General features: G+C 44.9%; 1 protein-coding gene. It reads right to left on the bottom strand.

Features of this window, described 5'->3' with window-relative positions; all coding sequences use genetic code 11:
• Positions 1–563, bottom strand: a 563-nt coding sequence (tssC, locus tag R7Z50_RS29855) for a type VI secretion system contractile sheath large subunit (protein ID WP_318150062.1), incomplete at both ends; no start/stop codon positions are given.

Raw genomic sequence — 563 nt, 5'->3', positions numbered from 1 at the left:
AATTTCCTTAACTTGTACGCGAGCGTCGGCAAGAGGGTATTTCGCACGAATTTCTTGACCGCCACCTTCAGAAGCATTCACATAGCCAAGAATCCAACGGTTCAACCAAGATTCAACGTCTTCTGCTTCCATAAAGCTACCGATCTTGTCTCGAGCCATTACTTTCAAATAATGTGCAAAACGAGAGGTTGCCATCATGTAAGGAAGTCTTGCTGAAATTGCCGCGTTTGCTGCCACTTCTGGAGATTCATGATTTGCTGGTTTTTGACAAGTTTGAGCACCAAAGAACACGGCATAGTTTGTATTTTTGTAGTGACACAACGGTAAGAAACCCAGTTTACCCAATTCCGCTTCACGGCGGTCTGTAATGCCAATTTCCGTTGGGCACTTCATATCTGGGTCACCATCATCACTCATGAAGAAGTGTGTTGGTAGGTTATCAACTCGCCCACCACCCTCTGCGCCACGAATAGCAGTACAGAAACCATACTTAGAAAATGCATCCGTCAGTTTGACGCCAAGCACGTACGATGAGTTCATCCAACAATAATCATTGTGATCAG

The organism is Vibrio sp. 1249-1 (genome assembly GCF_033340495.1).
This window is presented reverse-complemented; position numbering and strand designations above follow the sequence as displayed.